Annotated in this window: 19 protein-coding genes; 4 read left to right on the forward strand and 15 right to left on the reverse strand. The window is 72.3% G+C overall.

The features are described 5' to 3' along the window. Positions 1-188: 188 nt before the first annotated feature. Positions 189-2,036, reverse strand: coding sequence for a DUF7059 domain-containing protein (locus AABM36_RS12015; protein ID WP_423446516.1), 1,848 nt, complete (start codon positions 2,034-2,036; stop codon positions 189-191). 2 nt (positions 2,037-2,038) lie between these two features. Further along, positions 2,039-2,497 carry a pyridoxamine 5'-phosphate oxidase family protein gene (locus AABM36_RS12020; protein WP_423446518.1) on the reverse strand — a complete coding sequence of 153 codons (459 nt, stop codon included), beginning with the start codon at positions 2,495-2,497 and terminating at the stop codon, positions 2,039-2,041. Positions 2,498-2,779: 282 nt separating this feature from the next. Between AABM36_RS12020 and AABM36_RS12025 the strand changes: the two genes are divergently transcribed. Further along, a complete protein-coding gene (locus AABM36_RS12025) occupies positions 2,780-5,110 on the forward strand; it encodes a DEAD/DEAH box helicase (protein WP_423446520.1) in 2,331 nt (776 codons plus the stop codon). 191 nt (positions 5,111-5,301) lie between these two features. On the opposite strand, the gene AABM36_RS12030 is transcribed toward AABM36_RS12025, so the two are convergent. The 7 genes from AABM36_RS12030 to ssd all read right to left on the reverse strand — a co-directional run bounded on the left by AABM36_RS12030 (position 5,302) and on the right by ssd (position 10,328). Next, positions 5,302-5,670 (reverse strand): Rv3654c family TadE-like protein, encoded by a 369-nt coding sequence (locus AABM36_RS12030; RefSeq protein ID WP_423447960.1) that lies wholly within the window; start codon positions 5,668-5,670, stop codon positions 5,302-5,304. Continuing rightward, entirely contained in the window at positions 5,657-6,154 is a 498-nt protein-coding gene (locus AABM36_RS12035; protein WP_423446522.1) for a TadE family type IV pilus minor pilin, read from the reverse strand. Before AABM36_RS12035 ends, AABM36_RS12030 begins: the two co-directional genes overlap by 14 nt. A gap of 122 nt (positions 6,155-6,276) precedes the next feature. Continuing rightward, positions 6,277-6,654, reverse strand: a complete 378-nt coding sequence (locus tag AABM36_RS12040; RefSeq protein WP_423446523.1) for a DUF4244 domain-containing protein — start codon at positions 6,652-6,654, stop codon at positions 6,277-6,279. 128 nt (positions 6,655-6,782) lie between these two features. Beyond that, the gene (locus AABM36_RS12045; protein WP_423446525.1) at positions 6,783-7,388 is read right to left on the reverse strand and encodes a type II secretion system F family protein; all 606 of its coding nucleotides are present in this window, start codon (positions 7,386-7,388) and stop codon (positions 6,783-6,785) included. Then, positions 7,385-8,155, reverse strand: a complete 771-nt coding sequence (locus AABM36_RS12050; protein WP_423446527.1) for a type II secretion system F family protein — start codon at positions 8,153-8,155, stop codon at positions 7,385-7,387. The genes AABM36_RS12045 and AABM36_RS12050 overlap by 4 nt, the downstream gene beginning before the upstream one ends. After that, a complete protein-coding gene (locus AABM36_RS12055) occupies positions 8,152-9,372 on the reverse strand; it encodes a TadA family conjugal transfer-associated ATPase (protein ID WP_423446529.1) in 1,221 nt (406 codons plus the stop codon). Before AABM36_RS12055 ends, AABM36_RS12050 begins: the two co-directional genes overlap by 4 nt. Then, positions 9,369-10,328, reverse strand: coding sequence for a septum site-determining protein Ssd (ssd, locus tag AABM36_RS12060; protein WP_423446531.1), 960 nt, complete (start codon positions 10,326-10,328; stop codon positions 9,369-9,371). Before ssd ends, AABM36_RS12055 begins: the two co-directional genes overlap by 4 nt. A 474-nt stretch (positions 10,329-10,802) precedes the next feature. On the opposite strand from ssd, the gene AABM36_RS12065 reads away from it, so the two are divergent. Further along, the gene (locus AABM36_RS12065; protein ID WP_423446533.1) at positions 10,803-11,384 is read left to right on the forward strand and encodes a hypothetical protein; all 582 of its coding nucleotides are present in this window, start codon (positions 10,803-10,805) and stop codon (positions 11,382-11,384) included. A gap of 36 nt (positions 11,385-11,420) precedes the next feature. On the opposite strand, the gene AABM36_RS12070 is transcribed toward AABM36_RS12065, so the two are convergent. Beyond that, positions 11,421-12,095 (reverse strand): peptidyl-tRNA hydrolase, encoded by a 675-nt coding sequence (locus AABM36_RS12070; protein WP_423446535.1) that lies wholly within the window; start codon positions 12,093-12,095, stop codon positions 11,421-11,423. Between the two features lie 98 nt (positions 12,096-12,193). Here AABM36_RS12070 and AABM36_RS12075 point away from each other — a divergent pair, with 98 nt between their 5' ends. Both AABM36_RS12075 and AABM36_RS12080 read left to right on the forward strand, forming a co-directional pair. Next, on the forward strand, positions 12,194-13,951 hold the full coding sequence (locus AABM36_RS12075; RefSeq protein ID WP_423446537.1) for a bifunctional 3'-5' exonuclease/DNA polymerase: 1,758 nt from the start codon (positions 12,194-12,196) through the stop codon (positions 13,949-13,951). 139 nt (positions 13,952-14,090) lie between these two features. Then, a complete protein-coding gene (locus AABM36_RS12080; RefSeq protein ID WP_423446539.1) occupies positions 14,091-15,281 on the forward strand; it encodes a hypothetical protein in 1,191 nt (396 codons plus the stop codon). 122 nt (positions 15,282-15,403) lie between these two features. Here AABM36_RS12080 and AABM36_RS12085 read toward each other — a convergent pair whose 3' ends face one another. The 5 genes from AABM36_RS12085 to nth form a co-directional block, all read right to left on the reverse strand. Beyond that, complete coding sequence (locus tag AABM36_RS12085) at positions 15,404-15,769, reverse strand: DUF4440 domain-containing protein (RefSeq protein ID WP_423446541.1); 366 nt, start codon at positions 15,767-15,769, stop codon at positions 15,404-15,406. Positions 15,770-15,925: 156 nt separating this feature from the next. Then, positions 15,926-18,406, reverse strand: a complete 2,481-nt coding sequence (locus tag AABM36_RS12090) for a hypothetical protein (protein ID WP_423446542.1) — start codon at positions 18,404-18,406, stop codon at positions 15,926-15,928. Further along, positions 18,403-19,041, reverse strand: a complete 639-nt coding sequence (locus tag AABM36_RS12095) for an ABC transporter ATP-binding protein (RefSeq protein ID WP_423446544.1) — start codon at positions 19,039-19,041, stop codon at positions 18,403-18,405. The genes AABM36_RS12090 and AABM36_RS12095 overlap by 4 nt, the downstream gene beginning before the upstream one ends. 190 nt (positions 19,042-19,231) lie before the next feature. After that, positions 19,232-20,014 (reverse strand): NUDIX hydrolase, encoded by a 783-nt coding sequence (locus AABM36_RS12100; protein ID WP_423446546.1) that lies wholly within the window; start codon positions 20,012-20,014, stop codon positions 19,232-19,234. Between the two features lie 11 nt (positions 20,015-20,025). Then, positions 20,026-20,889 carry an endonuclease III gene (nth, locus tag AABM36_RS12105; protein WP_423446547.1) on the reverse strand — a complete coding sequence of 288 codons (864 nt, stop codon included), beginning with the start codon at positions 20,887-20,889 and terminating at the stop codon, positions 20,026-20,028. Positions 20,890-21,015: the final 126 nt, after the last annotated feature.

Below are 21,015 nucleotides of genomic sequence, written 5' to 3' on the forward strand. Positions count from 1 at the left end.
GCTGGTGGTCGCCGTTCAGCGTAGGCGACGGCGCCCGGTCTGGTGCTCGTGGTGTGTCTCGTCCCGCGTCTGAGACGTCAGCGTACGTCACGCGGCTCACCGGCTCCGCCGAGCCTCGTGACTGTGCAGGCGTTCACACCCGGTGCGCGGCCGTGGTCCGGATCAGGATCACGGGCTCGCCCACGGGGTCAGTCTGACACCTCCAGCAGGAACCCGTGCGCGATGAGACCTGCAATCTCGGCCACCAGCTGCTCCGACGGGCCCTCCTGCCACCCCAGCAGCACACCCAGGGCGGTGAGGATCTGCTGGGCACGGAGCTCGCCGTCGCACACCCCGGCGAAACCCGCGGCCTCACTGGAGAGGATCACGGTGCGCCGCAGCCCCGCGCCCTGTCGCAGCAGGATCAGGGACGGGTCCTCCGCGCCCGGGGTGCCGTGTCGCTCCTCGGTGACATCCGGCGCCACGGTGAGACGACGCTCCAGCCACGCGGGCTGGCCGGGGGCACCGCTCTCGGCGTCCACCGCCTCCCTGTTGAGCCACACCGTCCGCTCCCACTCCGCGGCCAGGGCGGGGGCGATCGGCTGCTGGATCGGGTGCGGGACGGTCTCGAAGATCCGCGGCAGGGGGAACGACGCCGCACGGCCGGGTTCTGCGCTCCCGCTCGCCGCGCGCTCGGCGCCCGGCCCGGCGAGGGCGGACACATCAGACTGGGAGCAGACGTGCGCAGGGCTCGGGGCGACGGCGGCGTCGTCCGCGCTGAGGGCGCCGTCGTGGGGCTCAGCCGTGCGCTCGCTGCCCTCGGGGCGCTGCAGCCACACCATGCCGAAGCCGATCGCGGCCACGTCCCGGGAGGCGAAGTCGTCCAGGTAGGCGGCGTAGGCGCGGTCGAATGCCTGCGGATCGCGCTGCTGGGAGGCGTCCTGCAACCAGGTCTCGGCGTACTCGCACGGGTCCTGCAGCTCGCGCTGGATGATCCACGCCCCGGTACCCGCGGGGATCCAGGACTCCGGCCCCCGGGACCATGTGGACTCGGGCTCGCCCTGGGGATCGCGGGGGATCTCCCAGTTGGCGAGCAGGTGCGCGGTGCCACCCGGGGTGAGCACCGAGGGCAGCTCCGCGAGCAGGTCCCGCACGATCCGGTCCCCGGGCAGGCCGCCGTCCCGGTAGGTGAAGCGCTCGGCGTCCGTCTCCTGCGGGGTGCGCGGGGTGATCACGAACGGCGGGTTGGACACCACCATCTCGAAGTGCTGCCCGGCCACCGGCTCCAGCATGCTGCCCAGCTCCAGGCTCACCCGGTCCTTCAGGTGCTCCGGGTCCAGGCCCAGGGCCGGGGCGTTGAGCACCAGGTTGAAGCGCGTGGTGGCCAGGGCACGCTCGGAGATGTCCGTGGCGGTGACGTGCTCGGCGTGGGCCAGCAGGTGGAACGTCTGGATCCCGCAGCCCGTGCCGAGGTCCAGGGCCGTGGCCACCGGGCGGCGCGGGGTGGACTGCACCAGGGTGGTGGAGGCGCCGCCGATGCCCAGCACGTGGTCGTGGCGCAACACGCCCGGGCGCTGGAAGGCACCCAGGTCGCTCGCCACCCAGAGCTCCTCGGAGGAGTCCGTGGCGTAGGGGCGCAGGTCCATGGCGGCGCTCAGCAACGGGTCGGTGCCTGCACCGGTGGCCGTGCCGCTGCCCGTGTGCTCGGTGGTGTCCTCCACCAGCCCGAGGCGCGCCAGCCCGGAGGCACCCACGGTGGGCAGGGCGGCGTCGAGCGCGGAGGACTGAACGGGATCGCCCAGGAGGAAGAACGCCGTCAGGGTGCTCAGCACAGGATCCTGCGATCCGCACTCGTGCAGCGCGCGCCGGGCGGGCACCGCCTGGTCCCGCGACCACGCGGACATGGCCTCCGGGCCCACCAGGTCCGTGACACGGTCCACTGTGAAGCCCGCCGCCGTGAAATCCGCGCGCAGGGCGGCGACCAGGGCGGCGTCGTCGGAACGGGGTGCGTCCGGGACGGTGCTGAACGGGGCGGGACCGGAGGCAGCAGCGGCCACGCTCAGTGACCCAGCCGGAACGCGCGGCCGGTGATGCGGGTGGGGGTGATCTCCACGAACTCGATCTTCTCCGTGTTCAGCCACGGACGCAGCCCGAGCTCCTCCACGCGCTTGATCTCGTCCGCGTCCGTGATCATGGCCGCGGTGCCGCGGACCACCACGGAGTGCGCCTCGGAACCGGCGGTGCGGTCGATCTCCAGGGCCACGTTCGGGTTCAGCTGCAGGTGCAGCACCTTGGTGCCCTTGGCGGAGCGGAAGTAGATCTTCTCGCCGTCGGCCACGATGTTCAGGGGCGTGATGTCGATCTCGTCCCCGTCGCGGGTGGCCAGCCGGGCGAAGCGGGCCTGCCGGAGCAGCTCCCAGCTCTGCTCCTCGCTGAGCTCCGAGATGGGCGAGCCCTGCGGGGCGTCCTCGTGCTCTCCGGAGATGTTCATGGGGTGGGGATGTGCGTCGTTGCTCATGCCCCCATGATTCCACGCACGTGCGCGCGGTGGGTGAGGGTGGCCGGAGGCGTCGTCGGCACCCCGACCCCGAGGCAGGCGAGTGGGAGACCAGCAGGGCCGGGTCGGGCGACGCCGCCGGTTCGCCGTGGGGCCGAGGTGAGGTACGGCCGAGGTGCGATGTGGCCGGGGCGCGGCACGGCCGGGGCGTGGGGCAGCGGCGATGCGGTGCGGGCCGCCTTCTGCCCCCGGGGCCCGGGCAGCTCGTTCGTGGCCCCTCACCGGGTGGGTGACAATGACGGGATGACGACCTCCCAGGAGATGGTGGACCTGCTCGGCCGCGGACCGCGCCCCGAGCAGGTCCGTCACGTCCGGGAGATCCCGGAGCGGGCGCCCGTGCACGCGCCCTGGCCGGACTGGCTGCACCCGGACGTGGTGGCCGCCTACGAGCGGCTGGGCATCCACGAGCCCTACGCCCATCAGGTGGCCGCACTGACCGCCCCGCGGCACGCGATCGTGGCCACCGGTACGGCCTCCGGCAAGTCGCTCGTCTACCAGACCCTCGTGGTGGACGCCGTGCACCGCGGTCGCCTGGCCCTGGCCGAGCGCCCCGGGATGCTCCACCACCCGGACGAGGCCACCGCGCTCTACCTCTCCCCCACCAAGGCACTCGCCGCGGACCAGCTCACGTCCCTGCGCGCCCTGGGGTTCGACGACGTCCGGGCCGCCACGTACGACGGCGACACCGATCCCGGGGAACGTCGCTGGATCCGCGAGCACGCGGACGTGATCCTGTGCAACCCGGACATGCTCCACCACGGGGTCCTGCCGAACCACGCCGGGTGGTCCCGGTTCCTGCGGCGGCTGCGCTACGTGATCATCGACGAGGCCCACTCCTACCGCGGGGTCTTCGGCTCGCACGTGGCGGTGGTGCTGCGCCGCCTCGCGCGGATCGCGGCGCACTACGGGGCGTCCCCGCGGTTCATCGGGGCCTCCGCAACGAGTGCGTCCCCGCAGGAGTCGTTCGCCAAGCTCATCGGCTGCCCTCCCGAGGACGTCACGGCGGTCACCGAGGACACCTCGCCCCACGGTTCGCGCACGGTGGTGCTGTGGGAGCCGGAGCAGTCCCCCGGCGGCTCGGACAACGGCGCCCCACGACGCCGCACGGTCACCGCCGAGGCCTCGGACATGCTCACGGACCTGGTGCTGCGCCAGGTCCGCACCATCGCGTTCATCCGTTCCCGGCGCGGGGCCGAAACGATTGCCCAGGCCGCCCACCGGCAACTGGAGGAGGTTGACCCCTCGCTCGGCCACCGGGTGGCGGCGTACCGCTCCGGCTTCCTCCCGGAGGAGCGGCGAGAGCTGGAGCAGCAGCTGCGGGACGGCCGGCTGCTCGGGGTGGCCAGCACCTCCGCGCTGGAGCTGGGGATCGACATCGCGGGCCTCGACGCCGTGCTCGTGGCCGGGTGGCCGGGCACCCGGGCCTCATTCCTGCAGCAGATCGGGCGGGCCGGGCGCTCGGGGCAGCACGCCCTGGCGGCGCTGATCGCCGGGGACGACCCGCTGGACGGGTACCTGGTGAACCATCCGGAGGCAATCTTCGACGTCCCTGTGGAGGCCACCGTGTTCGAGGCCTCCAACCCCTACGTGCTGGCACCCCACCTGTGCGCGGCGGCCGCGGAGCTGCCGCTGCGGCCCGAGGAGCTGGAACGCTTCGGTCCCACGGCCCGCGACGTGGTGGACTCCCTCTCCACGGCGGGCCACCTGCGACGCCGCCCGTCCGGGTGGTTCTGGACCCGCGCCGAACAGCCCGCGGGCATGGTCTCGATCCGTTCCGGGGACGGCGGACCGGTGCAGATCATCGACTCGGACACGGGCACCGTGCTGGGCACCATGGGAGCGCCGCAGTCCCACTACCAGGCGCACCCGGGGGCGGTGTACGTGCACCAGGGCAGGACCTACCTGGTGGACGAGCTGGACGAGGAGCTGCACGTGGCAGCCGTGCGGCGGGCGTTCCCGGACTTCTACACCGTGGCGCGGGACGTGACCGAGGTGCGGGTGGACTCGGTCGCGGACTCCATGCAGTGGGGTCCCGTGACCATTCACCGCGGTGCCGTGGACGTGACCACGCAGGTGATCAGCTACCAGCGCAAGCTCGTGGCCTCCAACGAAGTGGCGGGCGAGGAACCCCTGGAGCTGCCACCCCGGCAGCTGTCCACGGTGGCCACGTGGTTCACGGTGTCCGGGCCTCAACTGGCCGCCATGGGCATCGAGGAGCCGGACATCCCCGGCGCCCTGCACGCCGCGGAGCACGCCATGATCGGGCTGCTGCCCCTGCTGGCCTCGTGCGACCGGTGGGACGTGGGCGGGCTGTCCACCGCGCTGCACGTGGACACCGAGCTGCCCACGATCTTCGTGCACGACGGCCACCCCGGCGGCGCGGGCTTCGCCGAACGCGGCTACGACATGTTCCGCACGTGGCTGGCCGCCACCCGGGACGCGATCGCCCAGTGCGAGTGCGAGTCCGGCTGCCCGTCCTGCGTGCAGTCTCCCAAGTGCGGCAACCGCAACAATCCGCTGGACAAGGCCGGAGCGCTGAAGCTGCTCAACGGGGTGCTGCGCTTCGCACCCTGAGCGGCCTCCGCGCGGACGAGGGCAGGCGAGGTGCCCACCCTCCACGGGGTGGGCGCCTCGTGCGGTCTCCGTGCGGGCGAGGGCGGACGGGGACTCCTGCCGCCGGCGGCCCTCCTTCCGCGACGCCGGCCCGTTCCATCCGTGTCCACCCGACCCCGGAGATCCTGAGCGCTTCCCCCGGGTCGTGGCCATCACGTCTCCCCCGGTGGCGGACCTGCGCGGGACACCCCGCGCGCGGGTCCGAGCGGGGTCAGCGGGGGCGGCAGATCGATGGTCGCGGTGACGTCCACCGTGGTGTTCTCCGGAGCCAGCACCGCGCACTCGACAGCGTCCGCCCCGTTCTCCCGGGCCACCGCCTGAGCGGTCTCGCACGGGATGCCAGAGGTGAGTCCGCGGGCGACGTCCGCGGCCGCGAGCGCCGCCAGGTCCGCGGCCTTGGCGGCCCGGTGAGTGGCGATCCCCGCCTGCGCCACGAGGAGCAGCGCGATCAGCAGCGTGCACAGCACCGCCGCGAGGGTCAGTCCGTGCACCGTCCCCGAGCCCTCGTCACGGTCCTCCATCACCGGCTCCGTCCTTGTCTGTGGTGGGCCCGGTCCCACCGGCGTGGTTCGTGGCGCCCTCCAGTTCGCGCTCCCCGGCTCCGCCCTGCCCGTCATCCGACGGCGCGCCCGCGCCTCTCTCCACCGCCGCACTCGCGTTCGCGTCGAGACGCCAGTCGCTCCACTGCCCCAGGATTCCGGGGGCGGGGCCGCTGACGGCCACCGTCACACGACCGGCCGCGGCCCCGACGTCGACGCTCGCGGACTCACCCGCGATCTCCCGCGCGGTGCGCTCCACCACCGCCGTGTTCTCACCGCGCGCAGCAGCACGGGCGGACGCCCGCGCCGCTTCCTCGTACCGGACGGTGGTCATCCCGGCGGCGGCCGCGGCGAGCAGCACCGCCAGCAGCAGCACGAGGGCGGGCATGATGACGGCGGTCTCCACGGTCACCGCGCCCCGGTCCGGGTCGGTGTGGTCTGGACGAGCTCTGGTCCGGTCGATCATGGTTCCTCCTGACGGGTGGTGGGTGACTCGGCAGCCCGGTCTCCGCTGCACCGGCCCACCGGGGTGCGGGACGCTCATTCGCTGGGACGAGCGCCCCGCACCCCGCGGATCCGGTGGGCATCTCAGATGGCCAGGGCCTTCTGGATGATCCCGAGCAGCATCCCGGACACGGAGTCCGAGGACAGCACCGCGGCCATGACCCCGCCGAACGCGGCGGCGGCCAGCACGATGACCGCGTACTCCGCGGTGGACGCCCCGAGGTCGGGGTCGTCCTGGTCCAGGGAGGCGAGGTCGGAGGCGTCCGGGTTCGCGGCATCTCCCGCGTCCTCGACCGGGTGATGCGACGGGTCCGTGGCCTCGGCGGGAACCTCGGTACCCTCGCCGACGGACGGCTCGGTGACCGGCACGGCCCGGGGCGGCAGGTCAGCGAGGCGGGTGGCGTCGTCGTGCGCGGGAGTTGAGGCATCGGGGGTGGCGGAAGGGCAGGTGAGCGTGGACATGTGGGTCTCCTTCGGTGGGTGGAACTGTGGTGTGGAATGCGTGGTGTGAAAAGGGGTGTGGTGGGCGCGCGCACGCACACGAGCGGGCGGTCCCCGGACCCGAGAAACCTGGTGGATGCGCCGGGCGGTCATGAGCCGAACGCCCTGGGCAGCAGGCTCATGAGCACGGGCACCACGCCCCAGCACATGAACGCGGGCAGTAAGCACAGTCCCAGCGGGAGGACGAGCTGCACAGCGAGGGCTTCGGCGGCACGCTCCGCCCGGCGGTACTCGGCGCGGCGCACCAGCTCCGCCTGCCCGCGCAGCACGGAGGCGGACGCCGTGGCCGAGGTGGCCGTGAACTCGAGGGCGTCGCGGTAGTCCTGGATCTCCTGCGGCAGCGCCTTCTCGTGCGGCCAGGCCGCCTCCCAGGAGAGACCGAGCCGCAGGGCGGCGGCTGCCCGGGACAGTGCCGGGTACGGGCGCCCCGCGCTGCTGTCCGCCAGGACCCCCACGGCCTCGGCGAGCGGCAGCCCGGCATCCAGCTGGCAGGCCGTGAGCTCGACGAGAGCCGCAGCGGGGAGGGCGGGGAATGCAGACTTTTCAGCCTCCGGTGGAGCGGTGAGCGGGGCAGCGTGGCCGGCTGCGCGGCGTCGTCGGCCCGGAACGTGTGGGCCGGCCCCGGGCATGCCCGGTGACACCCACAGCAGCAGGGCTGCGGCGGCGAGCAGACCCGCGAGGGCGGCGGCCATCATGATCCGTTCACCGCCTCGGCGCGGTGCAGGAGGCGGCGCGTCCACAGGCGGCCCGCGATGCTCAGACCGGCTCCCGCGGCGAGCGCGATCTGCCCCCACCCTGTGGTGAGCAGGGTGGTCACCGGGTCCGTGCCCATGAGCATGCCGAGTGCCAGGGCAAGGACGGGCAGCCAGGACAGGGTGCGGACGGTGACGCGCGGCCCGGCCAGGGCGCTCTCGCGGGCGGCCTGGGCGTCCAGCTGCGATTCGAGGGACTCCGCCACCCCGGAGAGAGTGTGGGCCAGCGACGATCCGGAACGTTCCGAGATCTCCCAGCACGCCGCGAGCTGCGCGCACACCGAGCGGGCCGTGGCGCCGAGCATGCGGTCACCCACACTGGCGGGCCGGCGGGCGAACCGCCCGAGCGTGGTCGAGACCGGGATGCCCACGAGTACCGCGGCGTGCACCTCCTGGCACACCCGCGTGATCCACCGGGAGGTGGGATCGGTCGCGGAGGCCCCGGGAGTGATTTCTGCAAACACCGTGGACGGCGCCCGCCCAGCGTGCAGCAGCGCGGCCAGGCGGCGCACCGTGGTGACCCAGCGCATGGCCTCGGTGGCCCGGTCCCGGCGCCGCCACGTCCTGAGCAGGCGCGAGCGCGGCGTCTCACCCTCGCGTCGTGGGGACAGAGCCCCCACCGACCTCAACCGGCCGGCAGGCGCAGCGGCACCGGAGCCGATCAGCAGAGCGGCGAGCACCAGACCGCCCGCGAGCACGGTGGCCGTCACGACAGCTCCCGTCCGCGCGCAAGAAGCTGTGCCAGCCGGGGCCATCCGGGGCCCTGGACCGGGTGGCCGTCCGTGGTGTTCAGTGCGGGCAGGGTGCGCAGCGCACCGGCCTCCAGGGCGAGGACGCACACCTCGGTCAATCGCCGACCGGCGGGCGTGCGGTCCACGTGGGCCACGAGGTCCAGCGCGCTGGACGCCTGCAGGTCCACGGCCTCCCGGCTGAGCCCCGCCAGGGATCCGAGCGCGGCGAGCCGCGCGGGTACCGCTCGCGCCGAGTTCGCGTGCACCGTGCCTGCTCCGCAGTGCCCGGTGTTCAGCGCCGTCAGGAGGTCCCGCACCTCCGCCCCGCGGCACTCCCCCACCACGAGCCAGTCCGGTCGCATCCGCAGGGCTTGGCGCACGAGCTCCGAGAGGTCCACGGAGCCGGCGCCCTCCACGTTCTCCTGGCGGGACTGCAGACCCACCACGTGCGGGTGCTCGGGGTTCAACTCCGCGGCGTCCTCCACCAGCACGATCCGCTGCTCGGGCGGGCACTGGGACAGCAGTGCGGAGAGCACCGTGGTCTTACCGGAGCCGGTGGCCCCGCTGATCATGAGGTTTGCCCCGGCCGCCATGGCATCGGTGAGCACGTCCGCGACGAAGGGGTGCACGGTGCCGGAGGCCACGAGGTCCGCCAGGGACAGCCGCTGCGGCGCCCTGAACCGTATGGACAGCAGCGTTCCCCCGGTGGACACGGGCGGGATCACGGCGTGCACGCGCAGTCCGGCGGCGGTCTGCACGTCCACGCAGGGGTGGCCGTCGTCCAGTCGCCGCCCCGCGGCCGTCACGAGCCGCACGGCAAGCGCCCGCAGCTGCGCCTCGCTCGTGAACGGGGAGGCCACCCGCTGGATCCCCTCCAGGGTCTCCACGAACACGTTCTCGTGGCCGTTGACGTAGACGTCGCTCAGCCCGGAGGCGGGCAGCAGGGGTTCGAGCGGGCCCAGGCCGGTCAGCTGCGCCTTGACGTGCTGGGCCGCGCGCACCGAGCCCACGGCGCCGAGCACCCGTCCGGTCTCCCGCACGGCGGTGGCGATCCGGGTGTCCGTGATGGCGCCTCCCTCGGCGAGCAGCCGTTCACGCACCTGCTCCACGAACGCGTCGTCGAGCTCGGTGGCGCTCCCGGCGGCGTCGGTGGCCGTGGCACGGTCGTGGCTCGCACGGCTGGACACGGCAGTCACGACAGCTCCTCCAGGGCCCGGGCGAGCACCGCAACCGTCTTGGCGTGCTTGGCGGTCCGGCCGCGGCGCAGCACCGTGCCGTCGTCCAGGTGCTGGGGCACGCGCGCATCGAAGGCAATCGTGGCGGCGCAGGGCACCCCGGTGGCGTCGGCGAGGACGCGCGGTTCAAGGTCCGCCACGTTGATCCCTGTCAGTGCGGTGAGCACGGGCACCGCACCGCAGCGGGCCACGGCGTGCTCGGCCGCGAGCACACCTCGCACCGTGCGCGGGGTCAGCACCAGCACGGCGTCGCACCACCGCGCCTGCCGCTCGAGATCGCCGCGGGAGAGATCCACGACCTGGACCGCGGCCGCCCCGCGCAGGGCCGCGACGACCGCGGCCGCGGGAACCGTCTCCGCGTGCGTGGCGCGACGGTCCCACGAGAGGTAGCGCAGCGTCTCCACGCGCGGCATGGCGGCCCACAGCTGATCTGCGGCCACGGCGCCGGAGAACTGGTTCAGCTCGGGCCAGCGCAGTCCGTCCGTGCCCTCCTCGCCGAGCACGAGGTCCAGCCCGACACCCAACGGGTCACCGTCCACCAGGGCGGTCTCGCGACCCTGCGCGGCGAAGTACCCCGCGAGCCAGCTCGCCACGGTGGACGCGCCAATCCCTCCGGTGGCCCCGACGACGCCGTACACGCGCCCCAGCGCCCGCGGCACCTCCGCGTCCACGGAGCGGGAAATCAGTTCGGCCAGCCACGCGGCGGCCTGCGGCAGCACCACCACGGCGGACGCCCTGTGCCGTGCGGCGACGTCCCACGCGTCACCGTGCTCGGCGAGCGCCACGACCACCGCCCCCGGAGGCACGGCCTCGCCTGGCCAGGAGGCGTCCACGAGCACCACGTCCGACGACGCCGCCCGTGCCCCCGAATCCCCCACCACGAGCGGTACCCCGGCACCGATGCACACGGCCTCCACGGCTTCCGTGAGCTCCGCGGAGATGGTGAGCAGCCGAACGCCCCGCCCACGGTCCGACCGTTCCGAGGCCGGGGCGGGGGCAGAGGCAGGGGACGACCCCGGGCGGGTGCGCCCCCACTGGCGGGGTGCGATGGGCCCGTCCCACGAGGCGGGCCCGCCCGGGTGGCTCCCCGTCCGGACGCCGACGGGCCCTCGGGGCGAGGTCGGTCCGTCGGCCTGCGACGGCTGGCCCGCGGCGCGACGAGCGCGGCGCGGGCTGTCTGCGGCGGGGGCGACCGGGGCGGTCGTGGGTGCTGTGGTCATGGCCCCACGGTGACGGTCCCGCCACGCCCACCGGCCGGGCGGTCTCGGGATTGTGGAGCACCGCCGGTGTCCGTTCCGAGCAGATTCGGCTGTGCAGTGACTCCGCCGCGCGCCGTGGACTCTGGCCGAAGGTCCATTGCTTCCGCCGGCTCGGACGGCGACCATGAGGTGATGGACATCAGGCCCGTCACCCGCGCGTCAGTCGCCGGCGCCCTCGCCCTCTGGTTCATCTATGTGGGGCTCGTGGTGCTCCTTTTCCGCTGGGCCAGCGGCGAGTTCGCCCCGATCGTCGTGGCCGGGGCCGTGGTGGCGGGCGTGTCGGCGGCCATCTTCAGTGTGGTGTCCTGGCGCCCCGGCGTCCGCCGGGACGAGGGGTGGGAACTCACGGTCCACGGCGCCCGCTGCCAGGGCCGGGCCCATCTGGATGTCCCCGCCGAGGACGTGCCGGCACTGGTGGAGCGGGTGTGTCAGGGCAATGAAGAGCTGGGGTTGCGGACACTCGCGGCCCACGGCGGCACGGCAGCAACGGGGCCCTCGTTCCGGACGTGGGGCGAGCGTCTGCGCTTCGCCATCCGCCCGTCCTCGGACGGTGGCTCCGAGGTGGAGGCCACGTGCCGTCCGGTGGTCCCGTTCGTGGTCTCGGACTGGGGCCGCAGCGAAACGATCCTCCGCGAGTTCCTGCGCGACCTGCACCGGGAATCCCTCCAGCCACAGGCCCCGTCCCACACCGCCGGGCCGCCTCACACCGTGTGAGAGGCACTCCCCTCACGCGGTGAGGGGGATTCCCCCTCACCACCACGCCCGGGTGGTGTCCGTGGGCCCGTCCAGCTCGGTCAGCCCGGAGTCCGTGACCGTCACCGCCCGCCGCTCCTCGGCCCATTCCCGCACCGAGGGGAAGACCACCCGCACGCGGTAGTCGTCCACACGCCAGCGTTCCCGCACGTCGGCGGGCATGTCCTCCCACGCGAGCTGCGCGGCGTGACCGCACTGCGCGGCGAGCTTGCCGCTGGAGATCCCCAACCCGGGCGCCACCTCCACGGTCACCACCGCATCCACGTTCCGGGACGCGCCGCCCGCCGGGAACTGCGTTCCGGACACCTGCAGCTTGTGCAGCTCCTTCGGCAGGGGGCGCACCGGGGCCGGGACGAACGCGCGCACGGCGGCCGCGGCGGCGTCGTCCGTGGCGGCATGCACCACCGTGACGCCGGGCAGGGACTGGACGTCCTCCCAGCGCTTGCCGTCCGCCCGGCGCACGAGTTTGCGGATCTGCACGTCCCGCCAGGTCCGCACGGCCTCGTGCCAGGGCCCGCCCGGGGCACTGCGCTCATCGGCCAGCAGGGTGACGACGGCGCTCGCGGCCGCCTCCGCCACGTCCACCTCGCGTGCCGGGAGGGCCTTGTCCCGGTGCACGACCAGCTGCATGGCCCAGGGAACGTCCTGCTCCTCGCTCGGTTCGCTCGTCATGCCTCCCAGTCTCCCACCGGCACCGCGGAGCACGACGCCGCCCGCGCCCCGGCGCCGCGCGGCCGGCGGTGTCGGAACCGGTCCGCATAATGAACCCCATGCACATCGTGGTGGCCGCCGCCGAGCCCGGGACCTGGGTCCTGCAGGTGGTCTCCGCCAACGGCGAGCGCGCGGGGCAGGAACTCACGGTCTCGGACGCGGAGCTGCCCCGCGTCGTCGCCCAGCGGGAGGAGGCGGCGGCCCGCGCGGGTGTGCAGCCCCCGGTGTGGACCTGGCAGGACACCTCCGTGCCCGCCGCGCTGCTGTGCGCCGCGGGGGTGTGGGTCACGCGGTGCCGGGACCTGGGACTGTGCGCCACCATCCTCGCCACGGCCTCCACCGCGCCGGGCTCAGGCGCGCCCGACGACGCCGGGGAACCCCGCCCCCTCGCCTACCGTCCCGTCCTCGAACCGGCGGACCCCCGGCACGTTCCAGGGCCCCGGCCCCTGGCACCGGCGAGCAACCAGGGATCGCTGTTCGCGGTGGCAGAGGAGCATGGGCCGGGCGTGACGGATTTGATCGAAGAGCTCGCGGCCCAGACCAGCGCGTGCGCCACGGCCCGGAATCCGCAGCGCCTCGAACGGCTGCTGAGCCTCGAGTCCCAGGGGGCGCTCGTGGCCGCGGACATGCGCCACCGGGGCATTCCGTGGAACCCCACGGTGCACGAGCAGATCCTGGAGGACAAGCTCGGCCCGCGCCCGGCGGGAGAGGAGCGCCCCGCACGCATGCAGGAGCTCGCACAGGAGGTCCGCACCGCGCTGGCCGCTCCCACCCTGAACCCGGACTCGCCCGTGGAGCTGCTCAAGGCCCTGCGCAACGCCGGGGTGGACGTGGACACCACCCGCGCGTTCAAGCTCCAGGAGTGGACGCTCGTCAACGGTCAGCCGCAGGAGCAGCGCGTGGCCACCGTGGCCCCGGTGCTGGAGTACAAGAAGCTCTCCCGGGTCTTCTCCGCCACCGGGTGGCACTGGCTGGACACCTGGGTGCACGAGGGCCGCTTCCACCCCGAGTACGTGGTGGGCGGCGTCGTCACCGGCCGGTGGGCGGCGCGCGGCGGGGGTGCCCTGCAGATCCCCAAGTACATCCGGGACGCGGTGCGTGCAGATCCCGGGCACGCGCTCGTGGTCGCGGACGCCGCCCAGCTCGAGCCCCGCGTGCTCGCCATCCTCGCGCGCGACGGCGCCCTGGCCGAGGCCTCGCGCGGCCGCGACCTCTACACCGCCATCGCGGAGCAGGGCCAGGCCCGCGGTTCCGAGCTCACGGAGCGCTCCCACGCGAAGCTCGCGCTGCTCGGGGCCATGTACGGCGCCACGTCCGGGGCGGGTGGGCGGTTCATGCCGCAGCTGACCCGCATGTTCCCGCGGGCCGTGGGCTACGTGGAGCACGCCGCGCGCGTGGGCGAGCTCGGCCAGCAGGTGTGCACCTACCTGGGCCGCTGGTCCCCCGCGCCGGGCCCGGAGTGGTTCGAGGTGCAGCGCGCCACGGACACGCAGGCCGGCGAGCGCCGCGCCGCGCAGGCGTCCCGCAGCCACGGGCGGTTCTCCCGCAACTTCGTGGTTCAGGGATCGGCGGCGGAGTGGGCCCTCGCGTGGCTCGGCCACATCCGGCAGGGCCTCCACAGCGCGGATGTGGACGCGGAGCTCGTGTTCTTCCTCCACGACGAGGTCATGGTGCACTGCGCCGAGCAGCACGCGGACCGGGTGCAGCAGATCGTGGAGCATGCCGCGGAGCAGGCGGTGCACACGGTGTTCGGCACGGTGCCGGTGGAGGTCCCGGTGGCCACCACTGTGGTGACGTCCTACGCGGACGCGAAGTGAGCTGCAGCACACACCGGTGCTATGTTGAGGCGTCCCGCTCCCAGCAGCAAAGGCCCCGCAGCGCACAGTGGTGAAGTCCCGCAACCCGTTCCGTCATCCGTCCTACCGACGGTGGTTCGGGGCCACCACGTTCTTGACGGTGTCGTCCAGCACCAACCTGGCGGTTTCCCTGGCCATCATCGACGCCACCGGGAATGTCGCTGTTGCCGGCGTGGCAGCGGGCTGCCTCACGGCACTCGAACTGGTGGCAGGGATCGTGGGCGGTGGGCTCGCGGACCTGAGGTCGCGTCGTACGCTCCTGAACCGGGCCGTCCTGGCGCTGTGCGCCGCCGACGTCGCTCTGGCCGTCCTGCTCGTGGGCGTCACCCTGGCGGGTGCGGGGCCTTCCTGGGGCTTCACGGCGACGCTCGTCGCTCTCACTGCGGTGGCCTCGGCCGCCTCCGGCCTGTCGGATCCGGCGCTGGATGGATCCCTCAAGACGCTGATCACGCCCGTCGAGTACCCCCGGGCCGTGAGTGCAGGACACGCACGAAGCGCAACACTCTCCATCGTCGGGTCCCCCGCATCAGGAGCCCTCTACGGCGTTCTCCCGGGGCTGCCGTTCATTCTGCGCTGCATGTGCGATGCCGGATTCCTGCTGTGCCTGCGTCCCATCACCGTCGACCTGGGCCCTCCGCCCACTCTCGGTGCGGACGCCCGGAAACGCATGCTGCCCCGCCAGATCAGCAGCGGATATCGCGAGAGTCTGCGCTACCTCGCCAGTGAAGCCGCGTTGCTCCGGGTGCTGATCAGCGCGCCACTGGTGAACCTCATGGTGTTCACCGCCACCACCTGGGCCGTGTTCTCCCTGCGCGCCGAAGGGATGCCTGCGTTCCAGATCGGGCTGGTCATGGCCGGGTTCGCGGTGGGAGGCATCCTCGGCAGCGCCATCACCCCGGTCATCACCGACCATGTTCACGCCGGCTGGACCGCCATCCTCGGCCTGGGTTTCATGGTGGTGGCGTTCGGAGCGTTCTTCGCGGCACCACCCCACCCCGTGCTCATGTTCGTGATCGCGGTGGTGTGCATGCTGCCCTCCCCCGCTCTCAACGGCGGGCTGTTCGGCTACGTCTTCGCCCGCACCGCATCCGGCATGCAGGGACGCGTGCTCGCCACCTTTGGACTGGTAGGCGGACTGGCATCCGTGGTGGCCCCGGTGCTCTCCGGCGCCGCTGTGTCCGCCGGGCTGAGCGCCATCTTGGGCGTGGGCGTGTGCCTCGTGGGACTCGTGGGTGTCCTGCTGCTGGTGACGTCACGACCCGTCCGCGCCATGCGCCTCGACGAGAGCTGAGGGGAAGTCTCCGACAGGGGTCTGCGACCGGGTACGAAAACGCCCCGCACCGCCCCGTCGGAGTGCACACGCGGTCGGCCGCGTCTTCCGAGGCCAGCACGTGAGGCTTCCGTGCAGCGGTTTCAAGTCAGCGGCGTTCCCTGGTGGTAGACCTGTTGCCAGTTGCCGCCGCTGCGCCGCCACAAGGATGTCCGGCGAGCCCGTCGTTCCCCTCGTCGAGATTCCCAGAACACCTGAACGACATCGGGGCCCAAAGTGCGTGCCGACAAACCGACCATCTCGATTTCCGTGCTGTCAGGTGCGCTCAATTCCTTGTTCAAGAGACCAAGGATCGTCTCCAAGTCCCACTGGCGACCGGAAGCACTAATTTCGACGAAATCCGGCGCGAGTAGTTCACGGAGACGCGCCACATCACCTCGAGTGGAATGTGACTGCAGGTCGCGCTCCAGTTCCAGGACCCGGCCGATCTCTGACTGCCACATCATCATGCGGTTGAGTCTCCCACGCGGTCCAGGATGACTCCGGGGAAGCCCCGCTGGGCATCGGCGTGTGCCTCGCGGATCGTGAAGAAGCCCTGGTCCTGGTGACGTCCCGGGGCGTCTGTGGTGATGCGGCTCTGGCCGGCCCGGTGGACGGGCCCCGAGTCAGTCGGTGAAGCGCGCGCGGGCATTCAGGCGCGCCGCGCCGGTCACGGTGCCGATCACCATGGCCATGACGCACCCCGCTGAGGCCACTCCCACGACCGTCCAAGGCACGGTCACGGCGGCTGGTTCGGGGAACAGTGCCCACACTGCGGCTGTGGCGGCTACCCCCACGAGGATGCCCCCGGCCGCGGGAAGCCCGAGAAGGATCACCATCTGGGCGAGCACGACCCGCCGCAGCATGGACGGCCCCACCCCCACGGCGTAGAGACCACCGAGGTAGGGCTGGAGCACCCTGGCCTGTGCCCGGGCCAGCAGAGCCGCGATCAGGACCACGACGCCGACCATGACCCACGAGGTGATGATCCACGCGGGAGGGGTCTCGAACATCACCGGTGGTTCCTGGGTCCGGACCCAGGACGGGTCGAAGCCCAGTTCCAGGGGTGCGGCACGAGCTCGTTCGATCTGCTGGGGTGTCAACCCGGTGTAGACGTAGTACGTGGCTTCCATCGGCAGCTTGGCCACGGCCTGGGAGGCAACGAAACCGGCGGTGGCTTCCCGGTATTCCGGCGGCACCTGGCTCAGGGCGTCGAGTGCGAAGGTAGCTGATGGCCCCTGTGTAGAACTGAGTTCCACCCGGTCCACGGTCACGGGTTTGGTGGTGAGGATCTTCCCGGCCGTGAAGCTCTGCTGCTCGTCAGCGGTCAGTGCCCGGCCCAGGACGCGTTCCAGAGCGGCCGGTGACGCCACTGCTGTGGGGAGTCCGCTCATGGCTGGTTCCGCCCCGTCTCCAGGATCAGAGGAGGCGAGCACCGTGCGCAGGTCCACCGGATCGGTGAGTCCGGTGTGGTCCTCGAACTGGTGGTGCACCGTGGCCGGCACCCCGCCCCTGGAAGCGGTGGAGTACCCAAGGTCGACCTGGTCAGCGGGCACGGCGGAGACAATCGTGCTGTTGATCACCTGCGCTTCGGTGGCCGTGGTGGTGGCCAGCGCCACCGGCACCGCGACCACCAACGCCAGGGTTGCCGCCGTGACCATGGTGGTGATTGCGGTGCGACGCAGACGCCGCAGCGCCAGGGCGGACACGGGACCACCGGTGGGCAGCATCACCGCCCCGCGGACCAGCAGTCCCACGGCCAGAGCCAGAGCGATGCACAGCACCACGGTGGTGCGTGTGGCGGCAGCGGTGGAGGCAAGACCTTGTGTGACAGCACTCCACGCCGCCCAGGACAACCCGGCGCAGGCCAGGGCTGTGAGGACGACCAGCACGGTGTCCACCATCCTCGCCCGGGATGACTGACCGTCGGCCGCGTTTCCCGGCCGGGCACTTCCTGCTGGTCGACGACCCAGGCCACCCACGAGAAGGGCGCCCGTTGCCCCGGCGGCTGCAGAGACGACCACGAGCAGCACGGCAGGGGCCGGGTCCGCAAAGGGACTCAGGGCGTGATCGGAGAGGCGGTCCACGGCCGGGCGCAGCACCCATGCCGCCCCAGCCCCGAGAAGACCACCGGTCAAACCTGCTCCGCCCACGGCGACGAGCACAGCCAACCACCCGGCGACGGCGCTGGTGCGCGAATCCACACCGATCCGCCACATGCTCAGCCGTGAACGCCGGATGAGACGCGTGAGCAGCAGCGCCCCCAGCCCACCGACCGTCACCGGAACCACGGTCAGAGGCACCACCCCGATCAGCGCAGGCACTGTCGCCAGCCCCGGTGCAGGCGAGGTGAGGAAATCTTCCCGGGAGTAGAAGGAGAAAGACGTCAGCTCCCCCGGGGCCGCGTCTCCACCCCCGTGCTCGGCAGATATCGCTGACTGCACAGCCGTGCCATCGCCACCGTTCCAGCGCACCATGGTCCGTGCCTCGTCGGCGTCATAGCGGGCAGGTCCCGTGCTCGCGTACTGGACAACGCGGTCCCACCCGCCGGGGGCCGCCAGCACGAGAGACCCCTTCCTCTGCAAGTCGTCGTGGACGATTCCGACGACAGTGAACTTCACCCCGCCAGAGAACAGCGAGACCTGGTCTCCCACCGGATACGAGGTGGCCAGGGTGTCCTGCACCACCACATCCCTGTCGGAGTCCGGCCACTGCCCCTCGGTCAGGGAGAAACGCTCGGGATAGGGGTTCTCGGACCAGTCTCCTTCCCACAGCGTCACCTGCTCAGATGATTCATCCAGGTCCAGGAACGAGACCACCTGGCCCATGCTGGCCACGGTGCCCCCAGCGCCAGTCACGGCAGCCCCGAGACGGTCCTCTTCATCGTGGAGGGCCCGGATGCTGCCTGACGGAGTCGGAACCTCCGCGGCGTACTGCGCATCCCCGAGATATTGTGCCGCCTGCTGCGGCCCGTCCAGACGCAGAGCTGCCGCCGTCTGGAAAGCTGCCACCACCGCGAAGGACGCGATGAAGCACATCACCACGATGCTGCGGACAACGCGTGAGCGCAGGTAGAAACCCACCAGGTGGGCAACGGGATGCTTCACCGTCCACTCACCGGCGCCCCGTGGGCGGGCCGGTCCTCGACGAGGTGGCCGTCGCGAAGCACAAGGATTCGGTCGGCGTATTCCTCGATCAGGCTGTCGTGGGTGGCCACCACCACCGTCACGCCGGTACTGGCCAGCTCGGCGAAGAGACCTAAGATCGCCCGGGAGTTCTCGGTGTCCAACGCACCGGTGGGCTCATCCGCCAAAAGTACCTGCCGACCGCCCACCAGGGCCCGGGCGACACCCACCCGCTGCTGCTGACCACCGGAGAGTTGACCGGGAACCCTGTCGCCAAGGTCCCAGAGACCGAGGACACCCAGCATCTCATCGGCCTCGGCGTGTGCGTCCCTGCGCCGGACCCCGCCCATGATCAGTGGAAGGGCGACGTTCTCCCGTGCCGTGAACTCCTGGATGAGGTTGTTGTCCTGGAACACGACACCAATGTCTTCACGGCGCAACCGGGCCCGCTCCGTCGAGCTGAGCGCACCCATGTCGTGTCCAGCAACGGTGACCACACCCACCGTGGCATTCTCCAACCCGGCCAGCACATTGACGAAGGTCGTCTTGCCTGACCCACTGGCCCCCAGGAGCCCCACGAACTCCCCCTCCGCGAAGGAGACGTCGAGCCCGTTCACAGCGCGGACGGTCTCCACGGGAGTGACGAACTCCACCTGAAGACCGCCCACACTGATGATCCGTTGTGATCGCATGACCGCTCTTCTCGCATGAGGACACCGCTGTGGATAGCTCGGAGATTAGCAGTCAGGTGGTCTACCTCACACGAATTATTTTCTGGGCTGGCGCAGAGCGCGCCTCAGCCTGGCCCTAGTCCTTCGGCCCCATCCCCGGCGCCGGCCGCTTCACCGAGCGGTCCCACTCCACGGACCACCCGAGCCACTCGAGCACCCGGTCCAGCACCACGCCCGTGAAGCCCCACACGGTCACGGTCTCGGGGACACCGGCCACCCGCACGTCGAACGCCGGGGACTTGTAGGTCTGGTTCCCCCGGGTCACGGTGGCGTAGTAGCGGTGCGCGGGGTTGATGAGGTCCAGCACGGGCACGCGGAACACCAGGGAGGACTCGGCGTGGTCCACCACGTCCACGGGCGACTGGCTGCGCCACCACCCGATCACGGGGGTCACCAGGTGGTTGCTCACGGGCAGCGGCACCTCGTGCAGTGCACCGAGCACCTCCACCCCGTCCGGGTCCACCCCGGTCTCCTCATGGGCCTCACGCCGCGCCGCGCGCACGTGCGGGGCGCTCACGGTCCCACCGGGGACCTCCAGCGTGGTGCCCAGCTCCCCGTCCGGCGGGTCGAGGCGCCCGCCCGGAAAGGCCACCTGGCCGGGGTGCGCCCGCAAGGTGGAGGCGCGCTGCACCAGCAGCACGTCCAGGTCCCGCCCGGGGCCCTCCGCGTGCTCGGCGTAGGCGGAGGGCACGCTGTCCAGCGCGCCGAAGAGGATGAGCACCGCCGAGTGCCGGAAGTTCTCGTCCAGCTGCCCGATCCGCCACGGCTCGCGGTCCTGCATCATCACGGACGAGCCGTGGCGCGCGAGCTCCACGAGCTGCTCGCGCGGGCTGCCCGGCTGGGCCTGGGAAGTGGTCATCGTCCGTCCTCTCACGCGCTGAGCGTGTGTCCCTCGGCGCGCAGCTGCCGCCGGGTGCGTCCCGCCATGAACCCGGCCAGCAGGTCCTCGCGGCCGGGTTTCAGTTCGTAGCCGAGCAGCGTCCGCGCCGCCTCCGGGTCCGTGGGGCCCTCGCCGTAGGAGGGGCACAGGTCCGCCACGGGGCACACCCCGCACGCGGGCCTGCGGGAGTGGCAGATCCGCCGCCCGTGGTAGATCAGCTCGTGGGACAGCTCGGTCCACAGCGCGGACGGGAACAGTGCGGCCACGTCCGCCTCGACCCTCACCGGATCGTCCTGGGTGCTCCACCCCAGCCTGCGGGCGAGCCGTCCGAAGTGGGTGTCCACGGTGATCCCGGGCACCCCGAACGCGTTGCCGAGCACCACGTTCGCCGTCTTGCGCCCCACGCCGGGCAGGGTCACGAGCTCCGCGAGCGTGCCGGGCACGGCGCCGTCGTACTCGTCCACGATGCGCGTGGCCAGGGCCTGGATGGACCGTGCCTTGGAACGGTAGAAGCCGAGCGAGCGCACCATCTCCTGGACGTCCTCGGCGGGCGCCTCGGCCAGCTCGCGCGGGCCCGGGTACGCGGCGAAAAGCCCCGGCGTGACCGCGTTGACGCGGATGTCGGTGGTCTGCGCGGACAGGACGGTGGCCACGAGCAGCTGCCAGGCGTCGTCGAAGTCCAGCTCCGCCACGGCGTAGGGGTACGTCTGCGCGAGGATCCGCTGGATGCGCCGTGCGCGCCGCGTCCTGGACAGGGCCGTCTCGCTCCCGGCACGACGACGCCGCGCGGCCGCCTGCTCCGCCTGCCGCGCCGGGACGAAACGCACGTGCTCGGCTGCGGCGGGGGTCTCCATGCCCTCGATCATGCTGTGCCCCGTGACGGGGGTCAAACCCGCCCGGGCGCTGTGCCACGGGCCCGACATGCGCCCGCACGCGATGGAGCGGGCCCGCGCGGTTCCACTAGGCTGGACGGGAGAATG

The organism is Kocuria sp. KSNUG, assembly GCF_049532735.1.
GTDB lineage: Bacteria > Actinomycetota > Actinomycetes > Actinomycetales > Micrococcaceae > Kocuria > Kocuria rhizophila.

Excerpts from the sequence above, each read along its gene's own strand:
- AABM36_RS12020 (WP_423446518.1), bottom strand. The coding sequence starts at position 2,497 with ATGAGCAACGACGCACATCCCCACCCCATGAACATCTCCGGAGAGCAC.
- AABM36_RS12025 (WP_423446520.1), top strand. The coding sequence starts at position 2,780 with ATGACGACCTCCCAGGAGATGGTGGACCTGCTCGGCCGCGGACCGCGC.
- AABM36_RS12030 (WP_423447960.1), bottom strand. The coding sequence starts at position 5,670 with ATGGAGGACCGTGACGAGGGCTCGGGGACGGTGCACGGACTGACCCTC.
- AABM36_RS12035 (WP_423446522.1), bottom strand. The coding sequence starts at position 6,154 with ATGATCGACCGGACCAGAGCTCGTCCAGACCACACCGACCCGGACCGG.
- AABM36_RS12040 (WP_423446523.1), bottom strand. The coding sequence starts at position 6,654 with ATGTCCACGCTCACCTGCCCTTCCGCCACCCCCGATGCCTCAACTCCC.
- AABM36_RS12045 (WP_423446525.1), bottom strand. The coding sequence starts at position 7,388 with ATGATGGCCGCCGCCCTCGCGGGTCTGCTCGCCGCCGCAGCCCTGCTG.
- AABM36_RS12065 (WP_423446533.1), top strand. The coding sequence starts at position 10,803 with ATGGACATCAGGCCCGTCACCCGCGCGTCAGTCGCCGGCGCCCTCGCC.
- AABM36_RS12070 (WP_423446535.1), bottom strand. The coding sequence starts at position 12,095 with ATGACGAGCGAACCGAGCGAGGAGCAGGACGTTCCCTGGGCCATGCAG.
- AABM36_RS12075 (WP_423446537.1), top strand. The coding sequence starts at position 12,194 with ATGCACATCGTGGTGGCCGCCGCCGAGCCCGGGACCTGGGTCCTGCAG.
- AABM36_RS12085 (WP_423446541.1), bottom strand. The coding sequence starts at position 15,769 with ATGATGATGTGGCAGTCAGAGATCGGCCGGGTCCTGGAACTGGAGCGC.
- AABM36_RS12100 (WP_423446546.1), bottom strand. The coding sequence starts at position 20,014 with ATGACCACTTCCCAGGCCCAGCCGGGCAGCCCGCGCGAGCAGCTCGTG.
- nth (WP_423446547.1), bottom strand. The coding sequence starts at position 20,889 with ATGGAGACCCCCGCCGCAGCCGAGCACGTGCGTTTCGTCCCGGCGCGG.